At 62.0% G+C, this 24,352-nt stretch carries 20 protein-coding genes; 13 read left to right on the top strand and 7 right to left on the bottom strand.

What is annotated here, in order from left to right; all coding sequences use genetic code 11:
• Nucleotides 1-139: 139 nt before the first annotated feature.
• Nucleotides 140-538, top strand: coding sequence for a DUF2946 domain-containing protein (locus tag ACQ4WS_RS00485; RefSeq protein ID WP_436472683.1), 399 nt, complete (start codon nucleotides 140-142; stop codon nucleotides 536-538).
• Nucleotides 539-627: 89 nt separating this feature from the next.
• A complete protein-coding gene (locus tag ACQ4WS_RS00480) occupies nucleotides 628-2,715 on the top strand; it encodes a TonB-dependent receptor (RefSeq protein WP_436472681.1) in 2,088 nt (695 codons plus the stop codon).
• A gap of 104 nt (nucleotides 2,716-2,819) precedes the next feature.
• On the opposite strand, the gene ACQ4WS_RS00475 is transcribed toward ACQ4WS_RS00480, so the two are convergent.
• Nucleotides 2,820-3,044: a hypothetical protein gene (locus ACQ4WS_RS00475; RefSeq protein ID WP_436472679.1), complete on the bottom strand. Its 225-nt coding sequence runs from the start codon at nucleotides 3,042-3,044 to the stop codon at nucleotides 2,820-2,822.
• A 225-nt stretch (nucleotides 3,045-3,269) separates the two neighbouring features.
• On the opposite strand from ACQ4WS_RS00475, the gene ACQ4WS_RS00470 reads away from it, so the two are divergent.
• From ACQ4WS_RS00470 to ACQ4WS_RS00450, 5 genes are all read left to right on the top strand, one after another.
• A complete protein-coding gene (locus ACQ4WS_RS00470; protein WP_436472677.1) occupies nucleotides 3,270-4,007 on the top strand; it encodes an NYN domain-containing protein in 738 nt (245 codons plus the stop codon).
• A gap of 118 nt (nucleotides 4,008-4,125) precedes the next feature.
• A complete protein-coding gene (dsdA, locus tag ACQ4WS_RS00465; RefSeq protein WP_436472675.1) occupies nucleotides 4,126-5,457 on the top strand; it encodes a D-serine ammonia-lyase in 1,332 nt (443 codons plus the stop codon).
• 11 nt (nucleotides 5,458-5,468) lie between these two features.
• A complete protein-coding gene (gene dsdC / locus ACQ4WS_RS00460; protein WP_436472673.1) occupies nucleotides 5,469-6,398 on the top strand; it encodes a DNA-binding transcriptional regulator DsdC in 930 nt (309 codons plus the stop codon).
• A 20-nt stretch (nucleotides 6,399-6,418) separates the two neighbouring features.
• On the top strand, nucleotides 6,419-7,231 hold the full coding sequence (locus ACQ4WS_RS00455) for a ferritin-like domain-containing protein (RefSeq protein ID WP_436472671.1): 813 nt from the start codon (nucleotides 6,419-6,421) through the stop codon (nucleotides 7,229-7,231).
• Between the two features lie 342 nt (nucleotides 7,232-7,573).
• Nucleotides 7,574-7,804 carry a hypothetical protein gene (locus tag ACQ4WS_RS00450; RefSeq protein WP_436472669.1) on the top strand — a complete coding sequence of 77 codons (231 nt, stop codon included), beginning with the start codon at nucleotides 7,574-7,576 and terminating at the stop codon, nucleotides 7,802-7,804.
• Here the strand turns inward: ACQ4WS_RS00450 and ACQ4WS_RS00445 are convergent.
• Nucleotides 7,758-8,855: a DNA topoisomerase IB gene (locus ACQ4WS_RS00445; protein WP_436472667.1), complete on the bottom strand. Its 1,098-nt coding sequence runs from the start codon at nucleotides 8,853-8,855 to the stop codon at nucleotides 7,758-7,760. The genes ACQ4WS_RS00450 and ACQ4WS_RS00445 overlap by 47 nt on opposite strands.
• 92 nt (nucleotides 8,856-8,947) lie before the next feature.
• On the opposite strand from ACQ4WS_RS00445, the gene ACQ4WS_RS00440 reads away from it, so the two are divergent.
• A complete protein-coding gene (locus tag ACQ4WS_RS00440; protein WP_436472665.1) occupies nucleotides 8,948-9,331 on the top strand; it encodes a YkvA family protein in 384 nt (127 codons plus the stop codon).
• On the opposite strand, the gene ACQ4WS_RS00435 is transcribed toward ACQ4WS_RS00440, so the two are convergent.
• The 3 genes from ACQ4WS_RS00435 to ACQ4WS_RS00425 form a co-directional block, all read right to left on the bottom strand.
• Nucleotides 9,328-10,518, bottom strand: a complete 1,191-nt coding sequence (locus tag ACQ4WS_RS00435; protein WP_436472663.1) for a serine hydrolase domain-containing protein — start codon at nucleotides 10,516-10,518, stop codon at nucleotides 9,328-9,330. The two genes, ACQ4WS_RS00440 and ACQ4WS_RS00435, sit on opposite strands and share 4 nt — an antisense overlap.
• A 109-nt stretch (nucleotides 10,519-10,627) precedes the next feature.
• Nucleotides 10,628-11,923 carry a cation:proton antiporter gene (locus tag ACQ4WS_RS00430; protein WP_436472661.1) on the bottom strand — a complete coding sequence of 432 codons (1,296 nt, stop codon included), beginning with the start codon at nucleotides 11,921-11,923 and terminating at the stop codon, nucleotides 10,628-10,630.
• A 50-nt stretch (nucleotides 11,924-11,973) separates the two neighbouring features.
• Nucleotides 11,974-13,089 (bottom strand): mechanosensitive ion channel family protein, encoded by a 1,116-nt coding sequence (locus ACQ4WS_RS00425; RefSeq protein WP_436472659.1) that lies wholly within the window; start codon nucleotides 13,087-13,089, stop codon nucleotides 11,974-11,976.
• A 259-nt stretch (nucleotides 13,090-13,348) separates the two neighbouring features.
• On the opposite strand from ACQ4WS_RS00425, the gene ACQ4WS_RS00420 reads away from it, so the two are divergent.
• Genes ACQ4WS_RS00420 through ACQ4WS_RS00410 form a run of 3 tightly spaced genes read left to right on the top strand, consistent with a single transcriptional unit; the run spans nucleotide 13,349 to nucleotide 18,265 of the window.
• Nucleotides 13,349-15,616, top strand: coding sequence for an alpha,alpha-trehalose-phosphate synthase (UDP-forming) (locus ACQ4WS_RS00420; protein WP_436472657.1), 2,268 nt, complete (start codon nucleotides 13,349-13,351; stop codon nucleotides 15,614-15,616).
• Entirely contained in the window at nucleotides 15,616-16,407 is a 792-nt protein-coding gene (gene otsB, locus ACQ4WS_RS00415; protein WP_436472655.1) for a trehalose-phosphatase, read from the top strand. The genes ACQ4WS_RS00420 and otsB overlap by 1 nt, the downstream gene beginning before the upstream one ends.
• The gene (locus ACQ4WS_RS00410; protein WP_436473154.1) at nucleotides 16,379-18,265 is read left to right on the top strand and encodes a glycoside hydrolase family 15 protein; all 1,887 of its coding nucleotides are present in this window, start codon (nucleotides 16,379-16,381) and stop codon (nucleotides 18,263-18,265) included. The genes otsB and ACQ4WS_RS00410 overlap by 29 nt, the downstream gene beginning before the upstream one ends.
• A gap of 95 nt (nucleotides 18,266-18,360) precedes the next feature.
• Here the strand turns inward: ACQ4WS_RS00410 and ACQ4WS_RS00405 are convergent, their stop codons facing one another.
• Nucleotides 18,361-20,691, bottom strand: a complete 2,331-nt coding sequence (locus ACQ4WS_RS00405) for a TonB-dependent receptor (protein WP_436472653.1) — start codon at nucleotides 20,689-20,691, stop codon at nucleotides 18,361-18,363.
• A 273-nt stretch (nucleotides 20,692-20,964) separates the two neighbouring features.
• Nucleotides 20,965-22,215, bottom strand: a complete 1,251-nt coding sequence (locus tag ACQ4WS_RS00400; protein ID WP_436472651.1) for a PepSY-associated TM helix domain-containing protein — start codon at nucleotides 22,213-22,215, stop codon at nucleotides 20,965-20,967.
• A gap of 749 nt (nucleotides 22,216-22,964) precedes the next feature.
• Between ACQ4WS_RS00400 and ACQ4WS_RS00395 the strand changes: the two genes are divergently transcribed.
• Together ACQ4WS_RS00395 and ACQ4WS_RS00390 are read left to right on the top strand one after the other, a co-directional pair.
• Nucleotides 22,965-23,363, top strand: coding sequence for a DUF8788 domain-containing protein (locus tag ACQ4WS_RS00395; RefSeq protein WP_436472650.1), 399 nt, complete (start codon nucleotides 22,965-22,967; stop codon nucleotides 23,361-23,363).
• A gap of 309 nt (nucleotides 23,364-23,672) precedes the next feature.
• Nucleotides 23,673-24,188 (top strand): hypothetical protein, encoded by a 516-nt coding sequence (locus tag ACQ4WS_RS00390; protein WP_436472648.1) that lies wholly within the window; start codon nucleotides 23,673-23,675, stop codon nucleotides 24,186-24,188.
• Nucleotides 24,189-24,352: the final 164 nt, after the last annotated feature.

The following is a 24,352-nucleotide window of genomic DNA, read 5'->3' as shown; positions in this document are numbered from 1 at the left end:
TGCGATGCTCACCGTGCTCAAGCACGGTTGCGCTTCTCAGCAACCTCTTCCTTCCGCTCGCTACGGTTTTGTTAGGCTTTGTCAGTCAGGTTTGACCTGCGCCCTGTGCGCAGGGGGCTTGCGCTGATACAATGTTGCCATGTTCATCAGCAAAAGCAAGGCCAGCATCGTCCTGTGGATCGCGTGTATCGCCATCTTCCTGGCCGCGCTCGCCCCCACGGTGTCGCGCGCGCTGACGGTCGCCAGCGGCCTGGCCGTGCCCAGCCTGGAAATTTGCTCGGTGGCGGGCGGCATGCAAGCCATGCCCGCCCGCTTCGATGCGCAAGAGCCCTCCGCGCCTGAAAAGCAGGGCATGCGCATGGCCGACTGTCCGTGCTGCAGCATGCATGCTGCCACCCTGGATGTGCCTCCCACTAGCCTCGTGCTCGCTTCCGGAGAAATCCTCACGGGCTTGCTGCCCCTGCTGTTCTACCAATCCGCCACGCCCCTGTTCGCCTGGACGCCCGTCCAGCCCCGTGGCCCGCCCGCCGCTTTCTGATCTGCCCCTTTCCCTGAACTGCCTTGCGCCGCGCGTGTCGCGCGCTTGCGTCTGTTCGACTTAGCTATACAGAATCTGAAAGCAGCACAATGAAACATTTACCGTTATTGATTTCCCTCGCCATCGCCATGCCTGCCGTGGCGCAAACCCGCAGTGAAGCAGGCGCCACTGTCTTGCCTGAAATGAAGGTTATCGTCACCGCCATCGGCGACGGCTATCGGCCCGCCGCCGACACGGCCTTAATGCTGTCGAGCACGCCCGGCTACAGCGTGGCGGCCGGCGGCGGCGTGTCCGGCTTGCCGGTAGTGAACGGTTTTGCCGATGACCGCATCAAGATCCGCATCGACGGCATGGAATTGACATCGGCTTGCGCCAATCATATGAATGCGCCGCTGTCCTACATTGATCCGCAACAAGTGCAGCGCATTCAGCTGATCGCGGGCGTGACACCCGTCAGCGCGGGCGGCGACAGCATAGCCGGCACCATCGAGGTGCAGTCGAACGCGCCCGTGTTCGCCCAGCCTGGCGCGGCGCTGTTGACGCAAGGCAGTTTTGCCGTCTCTGGGCGCAGCGTCAACAACAGCGTGGCGACCAGCGTGAGCGCCTCGGCCGCCAGCGACAGCTTGAGCGTCGGCTACAGCGGCGCCTACACGCGCGGCCACAGCTATGAAGATGGCCATGGCAACACCGTGTTGGCCAGCATGGTTGAAAGCATCAACCAGTCCATCGTGTTGGCGGCCAGGCGTGATGGCCAGCAGCTGACCCTGCGCGCCGGCGTGCAGCACATCCCGTACCAGGGTTTTCCCAATCAGTACATGGACATGACGGATAACCATGGCCAGTACACCAACCTGGCTTACCAGGGCACATTTGCCTGGGGCGTGCTTGACGCGCGTGCCTACTGGCAGCAGACGGACCATGAAATGGGCTTTTTCTCGCCTGAGCGCAAGGGCACGATGCCGATGCTGACGCATGGACGCAATACGGGTTATGCGTTGATGGCCAGTTTGCCGACCGCTGCGGGCGAGTTGCGCCTGGGCCAGGAATGGCACGGTTTCCGTCTCGACGATTACTGGCCGGCCGTGCCCGGTTCCATGATGATGGGGCCGCGCACCTACCTGAACATCAATGACGGCAAGCGCGACCGCACCGTGCTGTTTGGCGAACTGGAAACGCGTCATGATGCGCGCTGGACGAGCGTGCTGGGCTTGCGCGGCGAATCCGTGCGCATGGACACGGGCGAGGTGCAATCGTATGGCACCAACATGATGAACATGCCGGACGTGATGGCCGCCCGGGCCTTCAATGCGCGCAGCCGCAGCCAGCGCGACACGAACATCGATGCCTCGGCGCAAGCGGCCTTCACGCCCGATGCGGCCAGCAACTATGCATTCGCACTGGCGCGCAAGGTGCGCTCGCCGAATCTGTACGAGCGCTACTCGTGGGGCCGCGGCTCGATGGCCATGACCATGACCAACTGGTTTGGCGACGGCAACGGTTACGTGGGTGATATCGGCCTGAAGCCCGAGACGGCTTACACGGCAGCCTTCACGGCCGACTGGCATGGCGGCGGCGAAGAGGGCTGGTTCCTGCGCGTCAACCCCTATTACAGCAAGGTCGACAATTACATCGATGTCGATGTGCTGGCGTCTTTCCACCCCTACATGAAAATGGGGGCGAACGGCAATTTGTTGCGCTTCGCCAATCATGACGCCAAGCTGTATGGCGCCAATCTGGCATGGCAGCTGCCTTTGGTGCGCAGCGCGCGCTGGGGGCGTTTCATGGCGACGGGCAACGCGGCTTACACGCGGGGTCAGCGCAGCGATGGCGGCGACCTGTACCGCATGATGCCGTTCAACGCCTTGCTGGCCGTCGAGCACAAGCTGGGCGCCTGGAGCAGCCGCATCGAAACGAAGATCGTGGCCCGCAAGGACAAGGTCGACGCGCGCCGCTTCGAACCGGAAACGGGCGGCTATGCCCTCGTCAACTTGCGCAGCAGTGTGGCGCTGGGCAAGATGGCCAGCCTGAACGCAGGCGTGAGCAACCTGTTCAACCGCGCCTACGCGGACCCGCTGGGTGGCGTGTACCTGTCGGGCTTGAAGGCAAATGGCGGCGCGCTGCAAGCCTTGCCGGCCGAGGGCAGGTCAATCGATGTGGGGCTGCAACTGAAGTTCTAAGGCCGATAATCAGCATTAGCGCCTTCCTGCCGCCGGTGGTGGCGGAAGGCGGGTGCGCCCGGCGTCGAGTATCCAGCGCCCCCAGCGAATCCGGCACAAAGCCATCAGTTTCCGCCGCCGCTCTTTTTTCGCCGCGCCCCCGTCAGGACGCGCAGCGCGGTGTCGATCGGCACCTTGTTCTTGGCCAGATAGGCGGCGGCCGTGGCGGTATCGAGCATTTCCTGAAAGATAATGCCGACCTCGACCTTTTGGGCCGTCAAATCGTCCTGTCTTGCACAGTCGAGGATATCCATATCCACAGCAGTGACTTTCTCATTCTTGGAGCGCATTTTTACCTCAGTAGAAAAGAGAAAAAATGTCTCCTTTTATTTGCCTTAAAGATAACTTATTTTTGTGACTTTGTGGAAATTTTTCTTTAATCGATAGTGCATTCAGGAATTAAATTTAGCTATCGTCAGGGATCGGGTGTGGATTTGGATATTGCTTGCCGGAACATTTGACTGCATAGTAGGAACTGCAATCAAACGGCGGTTAGCTGATGAGGCCCAAAAATTATGACAAGTAATGCCAAACTGGCCGTCCTGATCGATGCGGACAATGCCCAGGCGTCGATTATCAAGGAGTTGCTGACGGAGGTATCGACTTTTGGTACCGCATCGGTGAAGCGTGCCTATGGAGACTGGACTACGCCCAATTTGAAAGGCTGGAAAGAAATCCTGCATTTGATGGCCATTCAGCCGAACCAGCAATTCAGCTATACGACAGGTAAAAATTCAAGCGATTCATCGTTGATCATCGACGCCATGGATTTGCTGCACTCTGAAAAGCTGGACGGCTTTTGCCAGGTATCGTCTGACAGTGATTTCACGCGCCTTGCAACACGGATTCGCGAATCAGGACTTGCCGTGTATGGTTTTGGTGAAAGAAAGACGCCGCCAGCCTTTGTTGCCGCCTGCGACAAGTTTGTGTATACGGAGATTTTGCGGCCGGCAATACCGCCTCCATCGGCGGGAAAACAACTAAAAACCTTACATGCGCTGGCGCCGGTCTCCCTCGACGTGGATACGCAAGAAGTGCTGCGCAAGGCCATTATCGCCGCAGCGCGTGATGATGGTTTTGCCTCCTTGGGTGGCGTCGGTAGTCTGATCGTAAAGAATAATCCAGCCTTCGACCCGCGCCACTATGGCTGCCAGAAATTGAGCGAACTGGTGCGTCGCCTTCCTTTTGTTGAAGTCAAAGAAGTTCAAAGCGAAAAGAATCCCGCCATGCATCTGTACATTAAATTGAAATAGGGAAGCAGCCGGGCCATCATGACACGTGATCTCCCGTCACCCATTGCCTGATCAACCATCCTTTGCCAGTGGCGCTCGGATGGGGTCTAATCATTGCTTGTTCCTACACGAGGTTGCCATGCTACCCACTCCCGCCATCGCCGCGCTGTGCGAAAAGTTTCCCCTGATCAATGAACTGATGGCCTTGCAGCCCTTGAACTGGTTCAATCCCGGCATCGCGCCGGCGGCCGAGGCCTTGAGCGATGTGGGCTTGACGGCGGATGACGTGGCGGACGCCAGCGCACGCCTGGCGCGTTTTGCACCGTATCTGGCCGAGGCTTTCCCGGAAACGCAGGCCAGCGGCGGCGTCATCGAGTCGCCCGTCGTGCCGCTGCCTGCCATGCAGGCGGCGCTGGGTTTGGCGTCAGGCATGACGAGTGGTCAGCTATGGCTCAAGCAGGACAGCCATTTGCCTATTTCCGGCTCGATCAAGGCGCGCGGCGGCATCTATGAAGTGCTGAAACACGCGGAAATGCTGGCGCTCGATGCCGGTTTGCTGAAGGCGGGCGATGATTACAGCTTGCTGGCCAGCGACGCCGTGCGGGCCTTCTTTGGCCAGTATGCAATCGCCGTCGGCTCCACGGGCAATCTGGGCTTGTCGATTGGCATCATGAGCGCGCGCCTGGGCTTTCGCGCCACCGTGCACATGTCAGCCGACGCCCGGCAATGGAAGAAGGACACATTGCGCAGCCATGGCGTTACCGTCGTCGAGTACGCGACCGACTACAGCGTGGCCGTGGAAGCGGGGCGCAGGCAGGCGGAGAATGATCCCACTTGCCACTTCGTCGACGATGAAAACTCGCACGATCTGTTTCTCGGCTACGCGGTGGCGGGCCAGCGCCTGAAAGACCAGTTCGCCGCACAAGGTGTCGCGGTCGATGCCGGGCACCCGCTGTTCGTGTACTTGCCATGTGGCGTGGGCGGCGGCCCCGGCGGCATGGCCTTCGGCTTGAAGCTGGCCTTTGGCGATGCCGTTCATTGCGTCTTCGTCGAACCGACCCACTCGCCGTGCATGCTGCTGGGTGTGTACACGGGCTTGCACGATGGGATCAGCGTGCAAGAGATCGGCATCGACAACCTCACAGCGGCCGATGGCCTGGCCGTGGGACGCCCGTCCGGTTTCGTCGGACGCGCCATGCAGCGGCTGATCGACGGCTACGCCACCGTCACGGATGAAGAACTGTACCGCTTGCTGGCGCTGCTTGAGCAAACGCAAGGCTTGCGCCTGGAACCGTCCGCCGTGGCCGGTTTCGCGGGCATCGCCCCCGTGCTGGCCGCACCGCAGTATCAACAGAATCTGGCGCAGGCCACGCACCTGGTGTGGGGCACGGGCGGCAGCATGGTGCCGGAGCAAGAAATGGCCATCTACGTGGCGCGTGGCCGCGCGCAGCTGAAGGCCGGAGCCGTTTGATGCCGCCCGGCGTGGCGCTCACAGGTATGCTGACGGCCAGCCAGTTCGCCAACCTGCACACCTTTCTGGTGGCAGCGCGCCATGCCAGTTTCGCGCTGGCGGCGCAGGAACTGGCGCTCACGCCCAGCGCCGTCAGCCACCGCATCGCCCGGCTGGAGGCGAGCCTGGGCTTGCGCCTGTTCCAGCGCCTGACGCGGCAAGTCAAACTGACGGCGGATGGCGAGCGCATCTTCGCCGCCCTGCAAATTGGCTGGGACGGCTTGCAGGCGGCGCTGGCCGGCGGCGATGCGCTGGAGGGCAGCGTCAGCCTGCATGCGCGGCCCTCGGTGGCGCAATGCTGGCTGGTGCCGCGCCTGGCAGGCTTCGCCGCGCAATATCCGGATGTGTCGATCGATTTGCGCGTGGGCAATGATAGCGTGGACTTTCGCGCCGGCCAGGTCGACCTGGCGCTGCACTATGGCGACGGCCACTTTCCCGGCCTGGCCTCGCGCAAGCTGATGGATGAATGGCTGGCGCCCGTCTGCAGCCCGCAATATGCACGCGAGCACGGCTTGCAAGATGCGCCGCAACACTTGTCCAGCGCAACGCTGTTGCACGATACGCTGGCCTGGCCCGCCTGCGCGCCCGATGCCGAGTGGCGCCTGTGGCTGGACGGGCAGGCGCCCGAGGTGAGTCTGCCCACGCGCAGCCTGCGCTTCGACCGCGCCGACCTGTGCGCGCAGGCGGCCATCCACCACGCGGGCGTGGCCATGGGTCGGCGCCAGTTGGTGCAGCCGTGGCTAGCCAGCGGCCAGCTGGTTTTGCCGTTCGGCGGTGTTGCCTTGGCCAGCCCGCAGGCGTATTACCTCGTGCATGCCGCCCGGCCACTGCCGGCGCGAGTGCAGGCGCTGCTGGACTGGCTGATGGGGCACGCTCTTGATACACTGCAGCCCTCATTGTAAACGCGCACGAAAGAATTCCCATGCAGCCATCCCCATTGACCTCGACCGCGCCAGCGGAATTGCGCACGTATGCGCTGGCCTGCCTGCTGGAACCGGATCCGGCGACCAAGGTGGCGATGGTGGCGGCCATGGCCGAGGCGCAGCTGGCGCTCGATGCCCAAGCGCCTTTGGCGCCATCCGGCGCCGTGCCGGGCCGTCCCGAGCGCCCGGAACTGGTGCCGCCGCGCCTGGTGGGGCGGCGTTCGATGATCACGCCGGAAGGGCGCGCCATGCTGGTGCACGCGCTCGCGCATATCGAATTCAACGCGATGAACCTGGCCCTCGACGCGCTGTGGCGCTTCCCGGACTTGCCGGCCGAATACTACACGGACTGGCTGCGCGTGGCGAAAGAGGAAGCCACGCACTTTGCCATGCTGCAGGCGCATCTGCAGGTGCTGGGCCACACATATGGCGACTTCCCCGGTCACGACAGCCTGTGGGAAATGGTCGACAAGACGCGCGGCGACGTGCTGGCGCGCATGGCGCTGGTGCCGCGCACCCTGGAAGCGCGGGGGCTGGATGCGATTCCACCGTTGCGCGCCAAGCTGGCGCAGGCGGGAGACATGGCCGCCGCCGCCATCCTCGACATCATCCTGCGCGATGAAGTGGGGCATGTGGAAATCGGCAACCGCTGGTATGGCTACCTGTGCCAGCAGCGCGGCCTGGAATTGCGCGCCACGTATGCAGAACTGGCGCTGCGCTACGAAGCGCCCACCTTGCGCGGCCCGTTCAACCTGGAAGCGCGGCGCCGGGCGGGTTTCTCGGAGCTGGAACTGGCCGACTTGCCCGCTTGAATCTGTCGCGGTGTCAAGGATGGGCCGCGATGCTGATGTGCCAGGGGCTCAGGTGTCCCGCTTCGCCGTGATCCACGCCTGCAGGGCCGCCAGTTTCGGCTTTTGCGCGGGGTTGGCTACCACGTTCGCCTTCGGGTCGTTGATTAAATTATGCTGTAAAAACAAGGGCTTGACTTGAATGAGCCGGGGCCGGTGTCAAATTTTCCGACACAGGATGTGATGGATGAGCGCTGTCAGAACTGTCCTACCCATCTTGTCGAAACTGTCTGATTGTATGCCTTGCGGAAACACGCGATGATCGTGTCCATGCTGCAACAGCCAACCAGTCCGACGGAGTACGCGATGCAAAAGCCAGACCAGTCCATTCACGTGAACAAGCCGTTCCTGCTGATCTGTCTGTTTACTTTCTCGACCCTGGCGGCCACCTTGATGAATAAGGGCGAGGCGCAGACGAGCGATGTTGCGCCGGCGCCCGTGGCGCGCGATGTTGGCCACGGCGCCTTGCCCCTCTGCAGCAGCGACGCCCTCACGCTGTCGGCCCGGTGCCAGCCCCAACCCGCGCGCCAGGCTTGAGCGCACCCTGCAGGCGCTGCTGCAGCAAGGCCAGCACGGCAGCTTCTTCCGGCGCCAGCGCCGGTAAATCGTCCCGCATTTGCTGCCGCGCCCGTGCGCGCATGCCTTTCAATAAACTGCCATCCAGATACGATTCCAGCACGGCCGGGTGCACATAGCACTTGCGGCAGATCGTCGGCGTGTTGCCCAGTTTTTTCGCTACCGATTCGATCGCCAGCACGATGTTTTTCTTAGCTTGCGCATCGGAATCGACTTGCTCGAACGCCTGCAGGGCCAGCGCGGCAAGCAAGGTGCCGGACCAGGTGCGGAAATCCTTGGCCGTGTAATCGTCGCCCGTCACTTCGCGCAGATAATCGTTGACGTCGCCCGAATCGACGCCATGGCGCTCGCCATCGGCATCCACATATTGAAACAGTTCCTGGCCCGGCAGTTCGCGCATGCGCTGCAGCACCCTGGCCAGGCGCCGGTCGCTGAGGCGGATAGCGTGGCGCACGCCGCTCTTGCCCTTGAAGTCAAAGGCCACGGCGCTGCCATCGACCTGCACGTGGCGCGTGCGCAGTGTGGTCAGGCCGAACGATTTGTTCGTGCGCGCGTATTCTTCGTTGCCGATGCGCATCATCGTCAATTCCAGCAAGTGCACGATGGTGGCCAGCACTTTTTCACGCGGCAAGCCGGGCAACTGCATGCCGCGCGCGACGGCGGCGCGGATGGCGGGCAGGGCGCGGCCAAAGCTGAGCATGCGCTCATATTTGACGTCGTCGCGCACCTGGCGCCAGCGCGCATGGTAGCGGTATTGCTTGCGGCCGCGCGCATCGCGTCCCGTCGCCTGCAGGTGGCCGTTGGCGTGCGCGCAGATCCACACGTCCGTCCAGGCCGGCGGAATGGTCAATGCCTTGATGCGCGTCAAGGTGGGGGCATCGCGCAAGATCAGCCCGTCGCCATCGCGGTAGCGGAACTTGCCGGGCTTGCCCAGGCGGATGATGCCGCTCTGGTGGTCCCCCGTGTAGCGCAGGCCTGCGGCGCGGGCCGTGGTGGTGGCAGATATTTCCATGGCGATAGCTTACCTTGCAGGCCGCGCACCCGGCGCGCCGTTATGCTAAGGTGCGCATTCGTAACGCCGCGCGCGGCAGACAGGAGCAGCAGATGTTTGGCAGAAAAAAGAATCTGGAAGAAGACCACGCCCCCCAGGCCGACAAGCAGTATGAAAGGAAATACACGGAAGACAGCTTCTGGGACAAGGTCGTCAAGTTCGCCAGGACGGCGGGACGCGAAGTCATCGAGAAAGCCCTGTGGTTGTATTACGCGGCGCAGCAGCCGAATACGCCGCTGTGGGCCAAGACGGCCATTTATGGCGCGCTCGGCTATTTCATTTCACCTATCGATGCGATTCCCGACATCACGCCCGTGGTCGGTTATGCGGATGACCTGGCCGTGCTGGCGGCGGCTGTCGCCACGGTCGCCACCTACATCACGGCTGAGGTCAAGGAACGTGCCGCCGAGAAACTGCGCGGCTGGTTCGGCGCCTAGGGTTTCTTGGCCGCAAGTGCGCCGCTGCCCCCATGGGCCAGCAGGCGCAGCACGACTTCTTTCTGGAATGAGCGAAATTCCTTGTCGGCGCTGACGTTGGCGAAGGCCAGCACGGCTGTCTTGCTGGCCCGGTCGACGCAGACGACGGACGCGGCGCCCGGGTCGCCGCCGCTGTGCGTGGCCAGCGGCTTGCCGTCGACGTCGCGCAGCAGCCAGACCAGGGCCTGGCGCACGGACGCATCGGCGGGCGAGACGGGAGCTGCTTGCGGGGCGAAAAACAATTGCAAGGTGGCATCTTGCAGGTAGCGGTGGCCCTCGACCCGGCCGCCATTGCTGAAGATGGCCAGGAAACGGGCAAAGTCATGCGCCGAGCTGCGCAGCAGGCCGGCCGGCCAGTCCGGATAACCGACGGGCGGCAACACTTGCAGGCCCGCTTCCTTGTGTGCATACGGCTGGGCGACGACGGCGCGCCGCGGCAAGCCGGCCAGGTTCCAGGCCGTGCTGTCCATGCCCAACGGTTCGAACAGTTGCTCGTGCGCAAAGGCGTCCAGGCCATCGGGGTTCAAGCGGCCCACCAGATAGCCGAGCAGGGCGATGCCGACATTGCTGTAGCGCCATTCCGTGCCGGGCCGGGCGGCAAATGATACCTCCGCGTCATACCAGGCGCCGCCGCGCGACAGATAGCCCTTGAGGAAGTCGCGCAGCGGTAATCGCGGGTCGCCCTGCACGGCAAACGCCGTCGTCTTTTCGTACACGGCGTCGGAAATGCCCGAGGTGTGGCTGAGCAAATGGCGAAAGGTGATGGCCACGTCGGGAAACTTCGGATGCATGAGCGGGAAGTCCAGATAGGCGGCCACCTTGTCGTCGAGCTGGAAGGCGCCCTGTTCCAGCAGCATCATGACGGCCGTGGCCGTGACGAGCTTGCTGACGGAGGCGACATGGAACACCGTGTTGGTATCCGCCTTCTTGCCGGCCTGGATGTCGGCCCAGCCATAGCCGCGCGCGAAAATGGTTTGCTCGCCGCGCACCACGGCCACGCTCATGCCCGGCGTTTCCGTGCGGGCCAGCCCATCGCGCATGAAGCCGTCAAATGCCGTTTCCCACGCCAGCCTGGCCGGATCGGTGGCGCAACCCGTTTGCAGCAGGGCCAGTGAGACGCCCAGTCCCAGCACACTTCTTCGTTTCATTGCTTCTCTCTTTAGCCATTTTTAATTATCTTAACAATATTTCCGCCCGCCATAGGGGCAATTGACAAAACATTGCTTTGCAGCAATGATAATCGGGGATCGTCGCTACCTATTTGCGCCAATAGCGTTCCAGCAGGGGTTTGACGGTCAGGCCGTGCGCGACGATGGAGAGGATAACGACGACCACGGTGATGTCGGCCAGTTCGCGTGCCAGCCCGCGCGGCAAGCCATGCGCAATGGCATAGCTGAGGTAGTATAGCGAGCCGATGCCGCGCACGCCGAACCACGCGGCCAGACCCCGCAGGCGCACGCTGGTGCCCGACGCCAGCAAACCGAGCATCACGCTGGCCGGGCGCGCCACCAGCAGCAGGAACAGCGCCACGCTCCACGCCTGCCAGCTCCAGGCTGCCGCCGTGACGGTGCCGCCCAGCAATAGCACCAGGGTCAGTTCGGACAGGCGTTCCAGGTGTTCCTTGAAGACGAGCGATTCGCCGCTGACGGTGAGCGGCACCTCGCTGTCGTGCGGCTTGGCGGCGGACGCGGCATGGGTTTCCCCGGCCTGCAGCAAGCCTTGGCGGTCTTCGGGCGCGCCGGCCAGGCGCAGTTCCGTCTGGCGCAGGGCCACGCCGGCAAAGAACACGGCCAAAAAGCCCCACGCGTGCAGCCAGGTAGTCAGGCCGTAGACGAGGGCGATCAAGCCCAGCGCCGCCAGGTCGTCCAGCATCGCGTGTTTCGGCTCCTTGGCGCGTACCTGCCAGCCCAGCCAGGCCAGCAGCGCGCCGCCGGCAGCGCCCAGTGCAATGGCGCCCGCACTGGCCCAGAGTAAATCGCGCCACAGCCAGGTGGCGCCATGCGGCCCCAGTTCATGCAGGCCCAGCAAGCCCAGGCCCAGCATGACGAAAGGAAAGCCGCTGCCATCGTTCATGCCCGCTTCGCTGGTCAGGATGAAGCGCAATTGCTCGCTGTCGCCCGCATGGCGCAGCTGCACGTCGGTGGCCAGCACGGGGTCGGTGGGCGCGAGGATGGCGCCCAGCAGCACGCCCGCGCCCAGGGGCAGGCCCAGCACCAGGCATGAAAAGGCCGCCACCAGGGCCACGGAAATGGCCATCGACAGCCACGCCAGGCGCAGCGAGGGCAGCCAGCGCGCCAGGCTGAAGGGCACGGGCATCTTGACGCCGGCGGAAAACAGGGAGATGAGGACGGCGATTTCCGTCAGGGTTGCCAGCAGGGGCGCCTGCTGCACCAGGTCAAACGCAAACAGGCCAAGGAACATGGGCCCCAGCAGCAGGCCCGCGCCCAGGTAAGCCATGGCCGAGGTCAAGGGCAGGCGCGCGATGCGGTCGGCGCCCAGGCCGCGCGCCAGCATCAGGCAGCCGATCAGGATGAACCAGGCGGTGGTGCTCATGCGAACCATTGTAGCGGCGCGCGGGCAAGGGCAGCGCGCCGCAGGTTTCTTTACACTTTGTACAGCGACACGCTGTCGTTCTGCGCCTGCATGCCATGCACCTCGATGGGGTCATGCGTGGAGCGCAAGCGGGGCAGGCTGTGCGGATAATTGCTCGTGATGAAGGCCAGCATCTGCTCGCGCACCATGCAGCGCAATTCGAAGGCCGTGCCCGAATCTTTCGCACTGATCAGGAAGCGTACGCGCACGGCCCGCTCGTTCGAATCCGTCGCTTGCACGGTGCAGACCCGGCCATCCCATTGAGGGGCGGACGCGCAGATGCGCGCCAGTTCCGCGCGCAGCGGCTCCATCGGGATGCTGAAATCGAGCCACAGGAACACCGTGCCCAGGATGTCCGAGGAGGTATGCGTCCAGTTCTCGAACGGATTTTCAATGAACCACTGCAGCGGCACGATCAGGCGGCGCTCATCCCACACGCGCACGACCACGTACGTACCCTTGATTTCCTCTACCGTGCCCCATTCGCCATTGACGATCAGCACATCGTCGATGCGGATGGGTTGAGAGAACGCAATTTGCAGCCCTGCAATGAAATTGCCGAGCACGGGGCGGGCGGCGATACCGGCCACCAGGCCGGCCACGCCGGCCGAAGCGAGCAGGCTGGCGCCGATCTGCCGCGCGCCGGGCAAGGTCAGCAACACGAAGGATAGGCCCAGCAGGACGACGATGGCGTGCGCGCTGCGCGTCAGCACGCGGGCCTGGGTGATGCGGCGCCGCGCGCGCAAGTTGTCGGCCGCATCGGCGGGATTGAGCTGCGAAATCGTGATGGAAAGCGACTCGATGCATTGCATGGCCAGCCAGGTCAGGGCGATGATCAGCGCCACGCTGGTGATATGCGACATGGCCACCAGTGCCGGCGTGTCGTCGGGCGCGCCGGCCAGCACCATGCGCAGGCCGAAGACGATCAGGCACAGCTGGCTGGCGCGGAAGGCCACGCGCGCGAGGTTGCTGGTCAGCGGGTGGCCATTGGCCAGTTTTTTCAGCAAGCCGATGCCGGCCCGGTGCACGCCGAAGGCGACCACGGTGACGAGCAGGGCGGAAACGAGCACGGTCAGCGCCGAGCGCAGCGGGCCTCCCATCAGCGAGTGGAACGTGCTGAGATCCATAGGCGAAAACTCCTTGAAATGGGTGAGGTGGATGTTGGAAGCGGCTATTTTACGGGCAGATGGCGTCGCGGGGACGTGCGTTGCCGAACGGATAAGACCTGCATCAAAGTGGATACTGGAATAAATTGCTGCGCTGCGCCATGCCACGTTGACGTTTCATGACGGAAAGCAAACGCGAGTCGCCGCATAGAAAACATAGCCATACTTGCCATGCTTTTTGTTTTTGCAAAGGAAACCGATGATAGTACGATCACTGCGAATGTCCTTGCGCTTCATCCTGCCACTGGCCCTGGTGCTGGGATTGTTTGCTTATATTGTGGTACCCCTGTTGGACAATATTACCTTGCGCTGGTATGTGCGCGACCTCGACAGCCGGGCGGAATTGCTCGCTGGAACCCTCCGGCCCTCGCTCACCGAATACCTGCCCGAAAAAGATGCCACCCGCATCGGCGAACTGTTCCAGGGCGCCACGCGCGACGAACGCCTGATCGCCATCGGCTTTTGCGACAACGCAGGCCACTTGCTCTACCAGTCCACGCAATACCCAGCATCCATCGGCTGCTGGAGCACGCCTTCCACGGGCGGCTTGTACAAATCCCTGGCGCAATTGCCGCAAGGGCAAGTCCACATCAGCGAAACACCCGTCATGCAGGAGGCGTCGCAGCTGGGCCGTTTGGTGCTGGTGCAGGACATGAGCTTTGTCGAGCGCCGCAATACCGATACCAAACGCTTCATCTTTGCCTTCCTGGCCGTGCTGGCCGTGCTGATTTCCCTGATGACCGTGTTCGTGGCGCACTTGAGCTGGCGCGGCTGGCTGTCGGCCGTGAAGGATATTTTACGGGGCGAGTTGCTGCCGAAAAGCAATGGCGCAGTGACCGCCGCCACCGCGCCCGCCGCCGCGCCCGCGCCGCCGCCGGAAATGCAGCCGCTGATCGGCGACTTGCGCGAATTGCTGCAGGAATACCATTTGGAACGCCAGGGCGACAACGGCTGGTCGTCCGACTGGACGCCGGACAAGCTGCGCGCCTTGCTGGAAGCGGACTTGCAGGGCGACCAGGTGCTGGTGGTGTCGAACCGCGAACCGTATATCCACACCAAAACGGCAGATGGGATCACGGTGCAGCGCCCCGCCAGCGGCCTGGTGACGGCCGTGGAGGCGGTGATGCGGGCCTGTTCCGGCACGTGGATCGCCCACGGGGCCGGTTCCGCCGACCGCGAAACGGTGGATAAACTCGACCACGTGCCCGTGCCGCCCGACAACCCCAGCTATACCTTGCGCCGCGTGTGGCTGACGCAAGAGGAAGAGCAGGGATACTATTATGGTTTCGCCAATGAAGGCATGTGGCCGCTGTGCCATATCGCCCACGTGCGCCCCGTGTTCCGCTCGTCCGACTGGGAGCAGTATGTAAAAGTCAACCGCCGCTTCGCCGACGCCGTGATCGCCGAGGCGAAGACGGACAACCCCGTCGTGCTGGTGCAGGATTACCACTTTGCCTTGCTGCCGCGCATGGTGCGCGAAGCGCTGCCGAAGGCGACGATTATTACCTTCTGGCATATCCCCTGGCCGAACTCGGAATCGTTCGGCATTTGCCCTTGGCGCGAAGAAATCCTCGACGGCTTGCTGGGCAGCACGATTCTGGGCTTCCACACGCCGTTCCACCGCAAGAATTTTCTGGAAACGGTGGATCGCTACCTGGAAACCCGCATCGAACCGGAAGCGTCGACGATTTCCTACGGCGGCGAGATGACGCAGGTCGAGGATTACCCGATTTCCATCGCCTGGCCCGAGGATAATCCGGCGCAGCCCGACGTGGCGACCTGCCGCGCGCAAATCCGTGCCGAGCTGGGCGTGGCACCCGAGCACTTGCTGGGCATCGGCGTCGACCGCCTCGACTACACGAAAGGCATCGTCGAGCGCTTCCAGGCCGTCGAGCGCATGCTGGAGCAGCAGCCTGGCATGGTGGGCAATTTTACCTTCGTGCAAATCGCCGCCCCCAGCCGCGCGTCGCTTGATGAATATCAAAGTTTTGACGCACGCGTGCGCAAGATGGTCGAGCGCATCAACCGCCGCTTCGGCAGCGGCAGTTATGTGCCCATCCTGCTGAAAGCGGAGCACCATGGCCAGGACGATTTGCAGCGCTATTTCCGCGCCTCGGAAGTGTGCATGGTGACAAGCTTGCATGACGGCATGAATCTGGTGGCCAAGGAGTTCATTGCCGCCCGCGATGACGAGCTGGGCGTACTGGTGCTGAGCCAATTCACGGGCGCCGCGCGCGAGCTGCATGAAGCGCTGATCATCAACCCGTACCACATCGAGCAAGGCGCCGACGCCCTCTACCGCGCCCTCGTGATGCCGCCCGTGGAGCAGCGCGAGCGCATGAAAAGCATGCGGGCCAGAGTCAAACATTTCAATGTCTACCGCTGGGCCGGGCGCATGCTGCTGGACGCGGCCCGCTTGCGCCAGCGCGACAAGGTCATGACCAAGATCGACGCCCACAGCCGCATCAAGCGGCGCAAGGGGATTTGATGGCCGATATCCCTGACGATAGCGCAGCCCTGTTGCAACTGCTGAGTAGCCCCGGCAGCGCCGTCTTCCTCGATTTCGACGGCACCCTGGTCGACCTGGCGCCCACGCCCGATGGGGTGCGCCTGGAAGGGGGCGTGGTCGAAGCGCTGGCATTGCTGGCCGAGCGCCACGGCGGCGCGCTGGCCCTCATTTCCGGGCGTCCCGTGGCGCAGATCGACGCCATGCTGGCGCCTCTGGTCTTGCCGGTGGCGGGCGTGCATGGCGTGGAGCGGCGCGGCGCCGATGGCGCGCTGCATGTGGCGGCCACGCCCGATGTCTCGCCCGTGCTGGCGCGCGCCCGGGCGCTGGCGGCGATGCACCCCGGCTTGCTGGTGGAACACAAGCGCGGCGCCGTGGCCCTGCATTACCGGCTGGCGCCGGAACTCGGGCAATTGTGTTTGCAGGAAATGACGGCCGCCGTGCAAGCGTGCCCGGGGGTGTTGCTGTTGCATGGCAAAATGGTCCTGGAAGCCAAGCCAGCCGCCACCGACAAGGGTGGCGCCATCGCCGCCTTCATGGCCGAGGCGCCATTCGCCGGCCGTCGGCCCGTGTTCGCGGGCGACGATACCACCGATGAGGCAGGCTTTGTCTTTGTACAACAAGTTGGCGGGCAGGGCGTAAAGGTGGGCAGCGGCCCCAGCGCCGCCACCCTGCGCCTGGCCAGTCCGGGCGCCTTGCGCGCCGCACTGCTGGCCGCCTCCGTATCCCCAGAAGGAGTAGATGATGACGAGTTCCCAAGAACAAGCGTATGACACGCCCAGCGGCGCTGCCGCCTCGCAGGCCGCTTGCGCCACTGCGGCGGCCAGCGCGGCGGCGCCCGCCACGCCCATCCAGGCTAGTCTCAACTGCGGCGTGGTGGGCAATTGCGCCTTCAGCGCCCTGATCGACCAGGCGGGGCAGGTCGTCTGGTCCTGTCTGCCCCGTTTCGATGGCGATCCTGTCTTTAACGGCTTGCTGGACGCGACGGAAAACGGCAGCGTGTGGGGCATCGACATTGAAAACTATGCGCGCAGCGAGCAATGTTACGAGCCGAACACGGCCGTCCTGCGCACCCGCCTGTACGACACCGAAGGGCGCGGTGTGGAAATCACGGATTTCGCGCCCCGATTCCTCAGCCGCGACCGCATGTTCCGCCCGCTGATGCTGATCCGCCGGGTGCGCCCGCTCGATCACGCCGTGCGCATCAGGGTGCGCCTGCGCCCCCGCTACGACTGGGGCCGACTGGCGCCGCAGATCACGCAGGGCAGCCACCACATCCGTTACGTGGGGCCGGAACAGACCTTGCGCCTGAACACGGATGTTTCGCTCAACTATGTGCTGAGCGAAACGTATTTCGTGCTGGGCGGCACCGCCAACTTCCTGCTGGGTCCCGATGAAACCCTGGCCGGCGGCATCGACGAGACGGCGCGCATTTTCGAAAAGGAAACCATCAACTATTGGCGCACCTACACGCGCCGCCTGGCCGTGCCGCTGGAATGGCAGGACGTGGTCATCCGCGCCGCCATCACCTTAAAATTGTCTTTATATGAAGACACGGGCGCCATCATTGCCGCCATGACCACCAGCATCCCGGAAGCGCCGGGCAGCAGCCGCAACTGGGATTACCGCTATTGCTGGCTGCGCGACGCCTTCTTTGTCGTGCGGGCATTGAACAGCCTGTCGGAAGTGGGCACGATGGAAGAGTATTTGCGCTGGCTGACGAATATCGTCGCCCGCTCGAAGGGCGGCCACATCCAGCCCCTGTACGGCATCGGCCTGGAAGAGCAATTGCCGGAATCGACGCTAGATCATTTGCCCGGCTACCGGGGCAACGGCCCCGTGCGTGTGGGCAACCAGGCCCAGGAACACTTCCAGCACGACGTCTACGGCAATATCGTGCTGGGTGCCGCGCAGGCCTTTCTCGACCACCGATTGTTCCACCGGGCGGGAAAAGCCGAGTTTGCCGCGCTGGAAGCCGTGGGCGACCAGGCATTCCGCCTGCACGCGGAGCCGGACGCCGGCATGTGGGAACTGCGCACGCGGGCGCGCGTCCACACCTCGTCCATGCTGATGAGCTGGGCCGCCTGCGACCGCCTGGCGAAAGTCGCGCATAAGCTGGGCTTGCCGGACCGGGCCGACCACTGGAACAGCCGCGCCGTGCTGATCCGCGAACGCCTGCTGCGCGAAGCGTGGAGCGAAGAGCGCCAGGCCTTCGCGGAAAGCCTGGGAGGGCGCGACCTCGACGCCTCCGTCCTGCTGATGGCGGAAGTCAATTTCATCGACCCCATGGACCCCCGTTTCATCGCGACCGTCGACGCGCTGGAAGCATCGCTGTGCGACGGCCCTTACATGCGCCGCTACGAAGCGCCCGACGACTTCGGCAAGCCGGAAACCGCCTTCAACATCTGCACCTTCTGGCGCATCGACGCCCTGGCGCGCATCGGCAGGAAGGATGAGGCGCGCAAAATCTTCGAGACGATGTTGCTGGCGCGTAACCACCTGGGCTTGCTGTCGGAAGACACGCACCCAGTGACGGGCGAAATGTGGGGCAATTTTCCGCAGACGTATTCGATGGTGGGGCTGATCAATTGCGCCGTGAGGTTGTCGGCGCCGTGGGATAGCGCTGTTTAAGAGCGGGCCGGGATCGCGGGCCTGATGGGTGGCCATGGCTTGCCATCTATTCGCCGCCCCCTACGTTTGGCGTGGCTACGGGGCGGCGCCGCGCCTTAAAGCCTGGCGCTCAATCCGATCTGAAAGCCACGGCCAGGCAAGGGCGCGATGTATTTCAATGGAGAATTGTGCGGCCGGGCATCGTCATCGAGGAGGTTGCTGCCGCTGATGAACACCTCAATGCCTGCAAACGGCGAATTCGCTACCTGCAGTGCGCGGCTCAGCTGGAAGTTCAGCATGGTGTAGCCGTCGAGCGGCACTTCCTCGCTGACGCTTTTGCCCAGGTATTTCTGCTTGGCGTACCAGGTGCTGGAAAGCCTGGCCTTCCACCCCTGTTTCTCCCACAGCAGATTCGCACCATAGCGGTGGGTGGGCATGTTGGGCAGATACGCGCGGTCGTTGTGCGCGCGCAGCTTGTCGGGATTGTCCGCCTTGTTCTTGACCAGGTCGGCAAATGCGGAGAGGTTCAGCTTGCCGTAACTGCCAAGCTGAACGACTTGGGAGGCGTCGATCTCGAATCCCCTGACCGTCGTATCGGTCTGCTTCCAATATTTTAATGGCAGGCGATTGGCCATCTGGGCGCCCGAGTGGCCAAGGTAGAGATAGTTCTCGTACTGCATGACATAGCCCGTTGCCGACATGGCAAAGCCGCGATTGCCGAACAGGGCCGTGAGTTCGGTATGACGAGCGCGCTCGGCCTTCAAGTCCTGATTGCCCTCTTCCTGGGTCATGATCGAATAGTGGCGGTTGCTCGCATACAACTCATTGACGTCGGGCGCTCTTTCCGAGGATGCATAGCGCAGCTTCGCACCGAAAAGCTGGCCCAGCTTGGCCGAAGCTCCCAGGCTATAGCTGTTCAGGCTGAACGACTTGTCCTCGAGTTTGGAATTGCTCGCATTGCGCGACGTTTTGAAACCGCTCTTGCGGATATTGTGGTCCACTTTTTCATGGCGAAAGCCGGCATCGAAGGTGGCCCAGTCGACGTCGAGGCTTTCCTTGACAAACAGCGCGCGGCTGGCCGTGCTCGTATCGGGCAGGTACAGCTGCGAGCCGCTGCCGGCGATATCCCTGGCTTTATGGCTGAGGCCAAGCAAGCCGCTCAAGGGCCCCACGCGCCGGTGCGCCAGCAGGAGCTCGGCCTGATTGGTGTCGAACTGGTAGTCATTCGCCTTGGCGGCGCCGAGGCGTTCTCCCGAGGCATTGCTCAAGTGGGACACGCGCAATTGCGCGCTTTCAAGATAGGCAAGGGGATCGCGAAGATGGGCTTCCAGCGCATATTTATCCTGCTGTATCACCACGCCGACGGGCAGTCCCGCGGCATAATTCGAACCGAAAGACTTGTTTTCCATGGAAAAACCCGGCACGCCATACTCGCTATTCTTGGTGTCGAGGCTGACGGCCACGTAGCCACGGTCGAAAAAGTAGGTACTGCCGACGGCAAAGTGGGAATTGCTGGCATAGCTGTTGCCCAGGCTGCCGTGGTAATCCGGGGTCACGTCCTTGTTGATCTTGTTCTGGGTCATCGATGGCGTGCCCGGCACGTAAGCGGGGTTGACGGGATTGACGTAGGTCTTGCGCTGCCAGACGGACGTCGGGTTATTGGTATAGAAGGAAAAATCACCGTCCGCCCAGTCCGGATTTTCCTTCATGAACTGGTCGATAAAGGGCTGCGAAGCCTTGTTGTAGACTTGCTGTATCCTCGCTTCTTTCTGGCAACTGTCGGCCAGAAAGGTATTCACGCCGCCCTTCAAGGGGAACAGCTCGCTGTTGCACACGCCCGCCTTGCTGTTGCCGGGAATGTCGTAATGCCCGATCTTCTGGAAGGACATCTGCAGATTCGTCGAGAAGTGTTTCCCATCGTTGAAATTCATGCGCAAGCCCTGAGCATTGGCATCGTTGAAGCCCTTGCGCAGGACAAATTCCAAGTCCTTCTCCTTGCTCTCCATCTTCCTGGAAATGAGGCCGGAATCGACATCGACGCTGCCGCCAATGGCATTGCCGCCGAAACGCACACTATCGGACGATTTGTTTACGCTGACGCTGCGCGCAAACAGCGGATCGAAGGGGATGTTGATGTCGCCGCTGAGCGCATTCATGCCGAGGATGGACTGGCCATCTTCGAGAATTTGCACGCGGCTGCCGCTCAGGCTGCGAATCACCGGTGCGCCCGCATTCGGCCCGAAGGCGCTGCTTTGCACGCCCGAAACATGCTCGAGCATGCCGCCCAGCGTCCTGTTCTGGGCTTGCGTATTTTCGACCAGGACGACGCTGTCGATGCCAGCTGGCTTGTCGGCCCGGATGTTGATGGTCTGCAGGGTAACGTCGTCTGCCGCGTAAGCGAGCGGGGCAGTGGACAGCATGGCAGCTGCGAATACGTGATGGCGCATGGGGCTCTCTAAAAAGACGGATGGGGGTGCTGGCGCTGGACGCAGGCACAGCGTGGCGGGTAAATGCAATTTGGTTGCAATAATAGCTCGCACGGAATACTAATGCAAGTAAGTTGCATTTGGTTGCGTGAAAAGCGCAGCCAGCCGGCATGTGCCGGCTACTGTGTCGCAAAGTGCGGAGATGGGATGGCCGCTACAACTTATGCGTTGCGCGTGTGCGGCGCAGACTGAATGAGTCCGCCTGCGCCGTTGTGAAGTCGCCAGTTCAGGTGACTATCGATGGCTTTTCGCCTGCAGCCGGCGCGCACGGCGCTTTCTTTCCCAGATGACGATGCCCGTCACCGACAGCATGGCCACCATGATGCCCATGAAGGACATCAAAATGCGTCCCGCCAAGCCGAGGATGCGGCCCGAGTGCAGGGGAAATTGCAGTTGCACGAAAACGTCGGCGGCCGTGCCTTCCCATGGCTTGTGCTGGCCGATGATGCTGCCGTCCATGCCGTCGACGTACAGGTTCGACAGGCCCATGCCGGCGGCGCCGAATTCGTCGGCCGGGTCGAAGAACGAGACGTTGTAGAACGAATAATTGCCGCCATAATAAATGCCGCCGATGGGCGCCGTGATGCCACGCTGCACGGCCTGCTTTTTGGCGATCTCCACGGCCTGCTCGAAACCGATCACGGGCTTGATGTAGGTGCCGTAGGGCGCCGGCGTCTGCGTTTCATACGGGCCCGGTGTGGTGGTGGAGACGAGCGACATGACGGGATAAAACACTTCGCGGTACAGGTTCAGCGAGAACGACGTGAAGGCGACGACGATAATGATGGCCCACACCCACAGGCCGCCCGCGCGGTGCAGATCGAAATTGAGCTTGTAGTCGCCGGCCGCCCAGCGCACCACCCACGACGGTTTCCAGCGCTGCCACCAGTTGGCGGCGTCGCGGTGGCGCGGCGTTTCGTCGTGCGCGCGCGGGCGCAAACGGCGCGGCGTGGTCAGGTACAACGCCACCATGCTGTCGAGCAGCCAGATCAGGGCTACCGTCCCCATCAGCCAATAACCCCAGCGGTCCGTGCCCCAGAAGGCGGGCACGTGCAGGCTGTAGTGCAGGTGGCGCAAGAACGGCATCAGGCTGCGGCGCGACAGTGAAATGGCCGTCGAATCGCGCGTGCCCGTGATCTGCGCCGTGACGGGGTCGATGTAGACGGTGTTGTAGTCGAGCACGAACGGTTTGTTCGTGGCCGGGTCGGTCAACGGGCGCACCATGAAGGCGGCCGCATGGCCTTCTTCCAGGCCCAGGGTCATGTAATTGACTTCCGCGCGCGTATCGGCGGCAGCAACCACTTGCGCCAGCGCAAATGGTTGCTGCAGGGGACCGCGGCCCGGCGTGTCCATGATGTCGGCGTTGAGCCATTCATCCAGTTCGTGGTCCCACGACGTGACGGCGCCCGTGAGTCCCGCAACGATGAGGAAGAGGGCGATGGTCAGGCCAGCCCAGCGGTGTATGACAGTCCAGAAAGCGCGCATGCGGTACAAACCTTCAACATAAAACCGGCTTGTTGCCGCCAGCAGGCGCCACCGGGGCGCACAGGGAGAGCCAGGCAGGGCCTGGTATTTTGATAATGGGAATCGTTCTCATTATCCGCCGTGGCGTGGCCTTTGTCCAGCGACGATGCTGTCGGCCCTGTATAAAATCCGTATGCCAGGATGCTGGCAAGAAGTTAATATACATTAGCCACCATGGTGTTCATGCCAAGACCTGGAGAACAGCTTTTGCCGCACGGATACCGCCATCGCCCTGCATTTCGCGCAAGCGCCCCCCCATGCGGCACCCGTTGCCGGCGCCTGTTTTCACTCTTCCCTCCATTTTTTCTGTTGGCATACCGCTATTGTTTGCGGTAAATCAAATACTGAATCCCAATATTCAATATAAAAGAAATTTCTTTTAAAAATTAAATGTTATTAATGGATAGATTTTAAATATTATTAAAAATAATTTGACTTGAAAAAATAAATAAAATATTCTATCTTCGTAGTTGCGGTAATGGAGATCAAAAAATATCATTGATCACCTGGCGCATAAATATTATCGATAGATTTGGTGATTTATTGATATATTCTGCGTATTTTTAATTGATATATTTCGCGTATTTTTATGCGCCAGGATGGGTTCCGATTGCGGCGAAAGTGCTGCCGGCAATTTGACTGGGTCTTCATTATTTCATCGCACAAAGGATAGTTGTATGTTTAATTCCATTCCAACGAGGGGTAAAACCATGGCAACAATTAATGTACTGGTAGCGGTCAATGTCGGTCAGGCAGTGGCACAAGGCAATCTGAGCAAGTATGTCTTCATGGTCGACACGACTGGCTACTCGGGCAACGGCAACGAAGGCGGCAATGAACTGGTGACAACCTGCAAGAACGGCGACACCATCGTCTGGAACGTCGAATCGCTGGACCCGGCCGAGCAGGTTTCCATCCACAGCTTCGGCGGCACAGCCATCAGCAATGGCATGGTCAATCCGGCGCCTTATCCGCAATACGACAACACCGTATGGGGCGGCCGTGTGAATGCCAAAGGCAGCAATGTGCAATATACGATGACCTTGTTGCTGGCCGGTAATACGCTGCTGACCTTCGATCCGTTCATCGTGGCGTCGAATCCGCAATAAGCGATGTGATGGCCATGTTCGGCATGCCGCGCGCATGGCCTGTCTTGATGTCTCTTTGAAAGAATGCTTTTCCGATAAGCCTTGCGTTTTATGTTTCTAATTGGTTTATTGTTTCTCTTATTCTGATTAAATGCCCCGCTGCGCGGCCATCTTATTTTTTCCCTCTCTTCATCTCGAAGCGTGCTCCCATTCTTCTCAGCCCTTATCCCCTGCGTGGGCTTTACACTGCCTGTCGTATAATATGCCCGCAACAACCATCCTTTCAGGTGCCGGGCACCGTTTATAGCTGCGCGCTTGCGAAGAATAACAATGGAACAATTGACAGAACTTGAGCTGGAATGCTTCCAGTTGCGCCATGGCGATGGCCGGGCGGAGCGCTGCGTGGACTGGGCCGTGGAGCGCTTGCGCCTGGATCAGGAAGGCGACGACCTCGATATCGTGCTGCTGGCCAGCGCCCGGGGCATTGACGAGGTGTTGCCGCTGGCCGAGGCGATCATCGAACGCTATCGTGGCGACGCGCGCCTGGAGGAACAATTCCTCGCTGGCAAATATATCGTCGAATTGCGCGCCGCCTACCTGGACGGCCGGGAAAGCGTACAGTCGCTCGATGCCAAATTTACCCGCTTGTATCCGGCGCTGGGCTACCCCGACTGGCTGGTCATGCTGAGCCGCAATTGCGAGTATGCGACGGATGTGCAGGATTTCGAACAGCCGTTCGAGCTGGAATTCGACTACATCGCCAGCTTGTGGGCGCAGGCGGAGAGCCTGGCCGCATTCGAACGCGAATACAACCGACAGACCTCCAATTGCCATGACATCAAGTAAAGTACGAACAATTAACGGCAAAGTACTACGTGCGCTGGGCCTCACCGAGGCCATGCTGCGTCATCTGGATGGCGACAGCGTTGCGCCGCTATTGGACTACCGCTGCCAGTAGGCACGCGCGTGGCGTTCCTCGCCCATTGCCGGGCGCGGCATCGTGCCCCTGT

The sequence above is a fragment of the Janthinobacterium leeuwenhoeki genome (assembly GCF_051380795.1).
Lineage (GTDB): Bacteria > Pseudomonadota > Gammaproteobacteria > Burkholderiales > Burkholderiaceae_D > Janthinobacterium.
Note: the sequence above shows the minus strand (reverse complement) of the source record. Positions and strands in the feature narration are given on the sequence as shown.

Excerpts from the sequence above, each read along its gene's own strand:
- ACQ4WS_RS00410 (WP_436473154.1), top strand. The coding sequence starts at position 16,379 with ATGACGAGTTCCCAAGAACAAGCGTATGACACGCCCAGCGGCGCTGCC.
- otsB (WP_436472655.1), top strand. The coding sequence starts at position 15,616 with ATGGCCGATATCCCTGACGATAGCGCAGCCCTGTTGCAACTGCTGAGT.
- ACQ4WS_RS00435 (WP_436472663.1), bottom strand. The coding sequence starts at position 10,518 with ATGAAACGAAGAAGTGTGCTGGGACTGGGCGTCTCACTGGCCCTGCTG.
- ACQ4WS_RS00390 (WP_436472648.1), top strand. The coding sequence starts at position 23,673 with ATGGAACAATTGACAGAACTTGAGCTGGAATGCTTCCAGTTGCGCCAT.
- ACQ4WS_RS00420 (WP_436472657.1), top strand. The coding sequence starts at position 13,349 with ATGTCCTTGCGCTTCATCCTGCCACTGGCCCTGGTGCTGGGATTGTTT.
- ACQ4WS_RS00475 (WP_436472679.1), bottom strand. The coding sequence starts at position 3,044 with ATGCGCTCCAAGAATGAGAAAGTCACTGCTGTGGATATGGATATCCTC.
- ACQ4WS_RS00400 (WP_436472651.1), bottom strand. The coding sequence starts at position 22,215 with ATGCGCGCTTTCTGGACTGTCATACACCGCTGGGCTGGCCTGACCATC.
- ACQ4WS_RS00485 (WP_436472683.1), top strand. The coding sequence starts at position 140 with ATGTTCATCAGCAAAAGCAAGGCCAGCATCGTCCTGTGGATCGCGTGT.
- ACQ4WS_RS00430 (WP_436472661.1), bottom strand. The coding sequence starts at position 11,923 with ATGAGCACCACCGCCTGGTTCATCCTGATCGGCTGCCTGATGCTGGCG.
- ACQ4WS_RS00455 (WP_436472671.1), top strand. The coding sequence starts at position 6,419 with ATGCAGCCATCCCCATTGACCTCGACCGCGCCAGCGGAATTGCGCACG.
- ACQ4WS_RS00480 (WP_436472681.1), top strand. The coding sequence starts at position 628 with ATGAAACATTTACCGTTATTGATTTCCCTCGCCATCGCCATGCCTGCC.
- ACQ4WS_RS00445 (WP_436472667.1), bottom strand. The coding sequence starts at position 8,855 with ATGGAAATATCTGCCACCACCACGGCCCGCGCCGCAGGCCTGCGCTAC.
- ACQ4WS_RS00450 (WP_436472669.1), top strand. The coding sequence starts at position 7,574 with ATGCAAAAGCCAGACCAGTCCATTCACGTGAACAAGCCGTTCCTGCTG.
- ACQ4WS_RS00425 (WP_436472659.1), bottom strand. The coding sequence starts at position 13,089 with ATGGATCTCAGCACGTTCCACTCGCTGATGGGAGGCCCGCTGCGCTCG.
- ACQ4WS_RS00440 (WP_436472665.1), top strand. The coding sequence starts at position 8,948 with ATGTTTGGCAGAAAAAAGAATCTGGAAGAAGACCACGCCCCCCAGGCC.
- dsdA (WP_436472675.1), top strand. The coding sequence starts at position 4,126 with ATGCTACCCACTCCCGCCATCGCCGCGCTGTGCGAAAAGTTTCCCCTG.
- ACQ4WS_RS00405 (WP_436472653.1), bottom strand. The coding sequence starts at position 20,691 with ATGCGCCATCACGTATTCGCAGCTGCCATGCTGTCCACTGCCCCGCTC.
- ACQ4WS_RS00395 (WP_436472650.1), top strand. The coding sequence starts at position 22,965 with ATGGCAACAATTAATGTACTGGTAGCGGTCAATGTCGGTCAGGCAGTG.
- ACQ4WS_RS00470 (WP_436472677.1), top strand. The coding sequence starts at position 3,270 with ATGACAAGTAATGCCAAACTGGCCGTCCTGATCGATGCGGACAATGCC.